The organism is Moheibacter lacus, from assembly GCF_014042165.1.
Classification (GTDB): domain Bacteria; phylum Bacteroidota; class Bacteroidia; order Flavobacteriales; family Weeksellaceae; genus Moheibacter; species Moheibacter lacus.
In genome coordinates this window covers 232,823-239,030 of sequence record NZ_JACDZE010000003.1, presented here as the reverse complement: position 1 = coordinate 239,030, position 6,208 = coordinate 232,823, and the positions used below count along the sequence as shown (strand labels likewise).

Annotated in this window: 6 protein-coding genes; all 6 read right to left on the bottom strand. The window is 34.6% G+C overall.

The window, feature by feature from the left end; all coding sequences use genetic code 11:
* Positions 1 to 308: 308 nt before the first annotated feature.
* The 6 genes from HU137_RS10580 to HU137_RS10555 are packed head-to-tail and all read right to left on the bottom strand — an operon-like array spanning position 309 to position 6,203.
* Positions 309 to 1,634: a PQQ-dependent sugar dehydrogenase gene (locus HU137_RS10580; RefSeq protein WP_182043819.1), complete on the bottom strand. Its 1,326-nt coding sequence runs from the start codon at positions 1,632 to 1,634 to the stop codon at positions 309 to 311.
* 52 nt (positions 1,635 to 1,686) lie between these two features.
* A complete protein-coding gene (locus HU137_RS10575) occupies positions 1,687 to 3,021 on the bottom strand; it encodes a PQQ-dependent sugar dehydrogenase (RefSeq protein WP_182043818.1) in 1,335 nt (444 codons plus the stop codon).
* A 56-nt stretch (positions 3,022 to 3,077) separates the two neighbouring features.
* Positions 3,078 to 3,767: an SDR family NAD(P)-dependent oxidoreductase gene (locus HU137_RS10570; RefSeq protein WP_182043817.1), complete on the bottom strand. Its 690-nt coding sequence runs from the start codon at positions 3,765 to 3,767 to the stop codon at positions 3,078 to 3,080.
* Positions 3,764 to 4,210 carry a hypothetical protein gene (locus tag HU137_RS10565; protein WP_182043816.1) on the bottom strand — a complete coding sequence of 149 codons (447 nt, stop codon included), beginning with the start codon at positions 4,208 to 4,210 and terminating at the stop codon, positions 3,764 to 3,766. Before HU137_RS10565 ends, HU137_RS10570 begins: the two co-directional genes overlap by 4 nt.
* Positions 4,203 to 5,168: an ABC transporter ATP-binding protein gene (locus tag HU137_RS10560; protein ID WP_182043815.1), complete on the bottom strand. Its 966-nt coding sequence runs from the start codon at positions 5,166 to 5,168 to the stop codon at positions 4,203 to 4,205. The genes HU137_RS10565 and HU137_RS10560 overlap by 8 nt, the downstream gene beginning before the upstream one ends.
* A 39-nt stretch (positions 5,169 to 5,207) precedes the next feature.
* Entirely contained in the window at positions 5,208 to 6,203 is a 996-nt protein-coding gene (locus tag HU137_RS10555; protein WP_246361539.1) for a FecCD family ABC transporter permease, read from the bottom strand.
* Positions 6,204 to 6,208: the final 5 nt, after the last annotated feature.

The window sequence follows — 6,208 nt, the reverse complement described above, 5'->3', positions numbered from 1 at the left end:
GCAAATCTTAATCTATCTAATAATTATACCTTAATGATCGTCTCTGCTTATTCAGCTTCCCTCACATTTTAAACATAGTTCCTTTCGTAAGGGGTTGCAAAGATAACATCATCTATCCCACTTTACCAAATGTTTTTTGATGTTTTCTTCAAGTTTATGGCGCTCTTTTTAATATTGAGTTAATATACAATTGGTTAAACATTAAAAAAAATAAAAATATTTTCATTTGGAGGATTTCAAGCATAGAAAAACTTACATCATTTCATTTTGAAATTCCAATTTTCGTTTAGATTTAGAGATCCTTTCTTTTACTTTTTAATGATTTTCTGGGTTTTCATAATATCACCTGATTGAATTGTCATTATATATATACCATTTGAAAAGTTAGAAATATCGATTTGGGTTGTATTGCCCTTTAATGTTTGGATTAATTTTCCGTCCATCGTATAAATGGAAATTTCATCAATTGCTTTATTTGAAGTAATATTTACGAAATCTTTTGTAGGATTGGGATAAATGGAAATGTTTACTTTATTCTGATCTTCTACTCCCATCGTTTCATCTATTATTTTATATACTCTATTAATTGATGCGACATATAAATTACCATAAAAGTCTTCTCCCACTGAAAATATGGCATCAAGCCCTGTTGGTGTAAAAATCAAATTCGCATCATCATCTATCCAACCAATTTCTCCAGAACAATAGTCCGCAAAAATGTACTTTCCAATTAAACTCGGCATTCCAGCACCTCTGTAAACATAGCCTCCTATGATCGAGCATCTTCCGTTTCCATATTCGTAAAATGAATATGGGAAAGTTATTTCTTCTGTTCCATCACATCCTGAGTTGGGGTATTGATGATTTCCTTCGTAGCAATTCCATCCATAATTTACTCCTGGTTCATTAGTGCTGCTTCTGTTTATTTCTTCAAAATGAATACTTCCCACATCTCCAATCCAAATTTCCTCTGTTTCATGATTAAAACTAAACTTCCAAGGATTCCGTAAACCATACGCCCAAATTTCATCTTCAGCTTCAATTCCAACGAAAGGATTATCTGGTGGAATTGTATAGGAATCTCCACTTACATCTATTCTTAAAATTTTACCTTTCAGCGTATGGATGTTTTGTCCATTTTCCCAATCTCCATCATCGCCAATCGAAATCCATAAATAACCATCGGGTCCAAATCGAATGGTTCCACCTTTATGACCTATAGATGAATTCTCTATCGTTAATAATATTGTACCATCAGGATTGGCTTGATTTGGATCTTCACTTACGGTATATCTTGCAATTACTGATTTCCCGTCCAAATCATTATAATGAACATAGAATTTTCCTGTTTCTTGATAATCTGGAGCAAACGCCAAACCCAATAAGCCCATTTCGCCTAAATTATTTACGAAACTACTGATGTTTAGAAATGTATTATTGATTGTTACACCTTCACTATCTGTAACACGAATGGCTCCAGATTTCCTTGCCATAAAGACACGATCATCACCTGCATGTGTAATTTCAGTTGTTATATTTACACCACCAACCCCGAATGGCTCGACTGAAATTTCTTGCGAAATAGAAGATGTAAATACTAAAGATGTTAATAAAGTAGTAAATAATTTTTTCATGGTCTATAAAGTTTTGTTTCTCTATAGACCCTGAAAAAACAAAATGGTTGCGTTAATTTTTAATTATTTTCTGGGTTTTAATTAGTTTACCGGATTGAATTGTAATTAAGTAAACACCTTTTGAAAAGTTAGAAATATCGATTTGGGTTGTATCACCATTTAATGTTTGGATTAATTTTCCTTCCATCGTATAAATCGAAATTTCATCAATTGTTTTGTTGGATGTAATGTTTACGAAATCTTTTGTAGGATTGGGATAAATGGAAATGTTTACTTTATTCTGATCTTCTACACCCATCGTTTCGCCTATGATTTTATAGACTCTTCCAGAACCGGCTACATACAATTGACCTGAACTGTCTTGTCCAAATGTTGAAAAGGAATTATTGGATGTCGTGACAAATTCCAAATTATTGGCTTCATCTACCCAGCCTACTTCACCCGAACAATAATCGGCAAAGAAATATTTCCCCACTAAATTGGCATAAGTCGTCCCTCTATAAACGTATCCGCCTGTAACGGAACATTTTCCACCCGAATGGTTATAAGTAGCTACAGGAAAAACCATGGTTTCAGGTTCATCACATCCATTGGTATTGTATGGATTATTTCCTTCATAACATCGCCATCCATAATTAACAGCTGCCTCTGTTGAAGGTTGTTTGTTGATTTCTTCAATGGCGTTTTGACCAACATCAGCTATCCAAACATCATCTGTTTCGCTATCAAAGGAGAATTTCCAAGCATTCCTTAAACCATAAGCCCAAATTTCTGAAGCGCCTTCTCCAGACAATACCGGATTATCAGCCGGAACGGTATATTGATCCCCACTGACATCGATCCGAAGCATTTTCCCTAATAAGGATACCGTATTTTGTCCATTATTACTTGGATCTCCCGCACTTCCACCATCTCCCATCGAAATCCAAAGGTAACCATCAGGGCCGAAATTGATACAACCTCCATTATGATTCCCAAAAGGTTGGGAAATGGTCAACAATGGATCTCCATCCGGATTGGCAACATCAGGATTTTCACTTACCGTATATCGGGAAATGACCGTACTTCCAGAAGTATTGGTATAATTGACATAAAATCGACCGGTAGTTTCATAATCAGGAGCAAAAGCCAAGCCTAGAAGTCCTCTTTCACCTCCGGAAGAGATCAGATTGGAAATATTTAAAAATGGTGTTGGATTTATAGAGCCATCGCTATTTAAAATTTTGATAATTCCTCCTTGTTCTACCACAAACATTCGTTCATCTCCTGCAGATGCCATTTCTACCGGTGAACTAAATCCTTGTGCAAATAATTCCAAAGTAAATTCTTGAGCAAAAGAAATAATGGACACTCCCATTGCTATAACTGAAACGTAAAATTTTCGCATAAATATATCCTTTTAATGTGTGGACATAAATTTAGGAAAAAAATTAAGACAAAATATTAAGGAGTTGAAATTGAGAGCTGAATGAGCTTTCCGTTTTGAAAATGATGTCCTTTCAAACCGAAATCATACAAATAATCCGCTATTTCTTCTGCAGAAATCGGCGCTTGATAACCAGGAAAAGCCTCTTCGAGCATTTCGGTTTGGACTGCTCCTAGCGCAATGCAATTGATCCGAGGTTCTGATTCCGTAAATTCCTGAGCCAAAAGTTCCGTCAAAGTAACCATGCCTGCTTTTGATGACGAATAAGCCGCCAATCCCGGAAATTTCACCGATCCTTGGACTGCTCCCATCGTCGTGATGTTAACGATATGCGAATCGGCATTCATTTTTTCCAAAACCAATTGGATCATCCGAAAAGGCGCTTTATAATTGACATTTACAGATTGTTCGACATCTTCTATTTTTATTTCTCGAAATGGTTTATTTACAAGAAAACCTGCATTGTTATACAAAACATCTACTTTTTCCCAATCTGAAATTTTATCCGAAATCAAATTCAATCCTTCTAAATTAGCTATATCCAAAGCAAGAATTCTCAATTCAGATCCATTTTCAAATGCTTTTAATTCTTGCAGTTTTTCCTCATTTCGAGAAATTACCAAAACATCGTTTCCTTTCTGAAGATGGATTTTGGCCAGTTCGCGACCGATTCCGCGGCTTGCGCCTGTTATGATGATGTTTTTCAATTTATTTTTTCTATTAAGGGTTGATTAATACTTGCAATATTTACAATATGATTTAAAGTCACAAGCTGATAATGCTTTAAATGATAATTATTTAGAGGAGTAGCGTATGTAACACAACTCAAGTACTCCAAAAAGTCAGATTCTTGAAATACTTTAAACAATCTACCCTCAAATAAAAATTTATCACTCTCACCAATATCATAACTTTCATTTATAACTGAGTATGATATATAATTATCAAAAATTATTTTATATCGTGGAGAAATTTCATTGTATTTAATTTCTCCTAATTGTCCAAAGTCTATGTTATTAATTATTGTTTTTACTTCATCACTTACGTAAGGTATGGTAACTTCCAACTGTAAACAATTTTCAAAAGGTTCGTATATATCGGTAAGAAACAAATATTTTGAAGAATTGATTATATTAAAATCATCATTCATTTTTATTAATTTTTTCAATTAAACTCCTTAAAGATTTTAATTTAAAATCATCTAAGTAAACAAAACCTTTATTAACTATAACTTTTAATGCTGAATCATTAGAAACCTCAAACCCATTTCTTTCCAGCGCATGTTTCACCCAATAAGCCAAATCACTTCCATCAGTTACCAAATTCACTTTCTTATTTTTCAAATGCTGAAACCTGAAACTTCCCATTGCATAATCAAATCTGATTTTCTCTTGTGACAATTTCTCAAATATTTGCTGTTCATAGGCGATTTGTTCCGGAAGTCCGGCATGAAATTCTCCATCATCCAACCACCAGATTTGCGAGGCATTTTGCAAAACCAATTCGATTTGGTGAGAAGCTACGATAAAAGTTTTCTCGGTTTCCTCCGATAATTTATGAATCAATTCAAAGATTTTGAATTGATTTTCGATGTCCAAATGTGAAGTTGGTTCGTCCATTAAAACCAATTCGGTATCTTGAGCCAATGCCCTTGCAATCATCACCATCTGCAATTGACCATCACTTAGTTGATTGGCAAATCGATTTTTTAAATCTACTATTCCAACCAATTCGATGGCGTGATGGATCCAATCTTTATCATTTGAATTTAATTTTGAAAAATTGGAATGAAAAGGCAATCTCCCCAAAGCCACTAAATCAAATACAGGAATAGCCGGAACTTGGTTCAATCTTGAAAAAACAGCCGCTATTTTTTGTGAGCGTTTTTTTACTTCCCAATTTTTCAAATTCTCACCTTGTAAAAAAATTTCACCGGAAAGCAGTAATTCTAAACCTAGCAAACTCCGTATCAAAGTACTTTTACCGGAACCATTTTTCCCGGTCAAACCAACCAATTCTCCTTTCTTTACATTCGCTTGAATGTTGGAACAAATCGGTTTGGAATAACCAATTGATAAATTATTAATATGCAAAATTGATTCATTCATTTGGTTCAGTTTCTGAAATAGACGCATTGCAATGCGTCTCTACAATTCATCATGTATTAAATTCTTACGATTTAAAATAATGCTCATCACAATCGGTGCCCCGATTAAAGAAGTAATGATGTTGATTGGTAAATTTCCATTCGGGAAAATCTGGGAAATCCATAAAAACAAAAGCATGGAAAAAACACCCAACAAAACTACCAAAACATATAATTTAGAAACGTCGGTTTGTTTAAAAAGAATTCGGCAAATATGCGGAATAGCCAATCCTATAAAAGCTACAGGCCCTACAAAAGCAGTTGCCGAAGCCGTTAAAATGGCTGAAGCAATCAAAATTAACCATCGGATTTTTCTGATATTAACACCCATCGTATGGGCATAGTTTTCGCCCAAACGCAATCCGGAAATTCCTTTCAAGGTCAATATCGAAATTAAAATTCCCATCAAAACCATGAAAGAAAAGACACCGATTTGCGACCAAGAAAGTCCGGACATCGATCCAAATGTCCAAATCAAAAAGGATTTAATTTTTTCTGATGGCGCAAAAAATTGTAAAACACCGATGATGGCTGAAGCCAATCCGGCAATCATCATCCCGATGATGATCAAACCTGCTGTGGAATTGATTCGAGAAGAAAAAAACACGATAATTATCAGTCCTAACATCGCTCCAATAAACGATGCCAAACACAATAACCATGGATTATTTAAAAGTGAATTCAATCCTAAAATGGCCGATAAAAAGATCACAATGGCTACACCTAATCCGGATGCTGAAGTAATGCCCAAAACCGATGGATCTGCCAAAGGATTTCTAAATAATTCCTGTAAAAGTAAGCCACTTACCGGTAAGGCAATTCCGGCTAAAATAGCAGCAATCGTTTTAGGAAGACGGAAATCAAAAATCAATTTTCTGGCTATTTCATCATTTCCCATCGAAAACAAAGAAACATCTGCATTTCCTATATTTAAATTAAGGAAAAACATTCCCAAAATCAGCATTAGCAAAAGGATTATGACAGTTGTGTGTTTCAAACTTA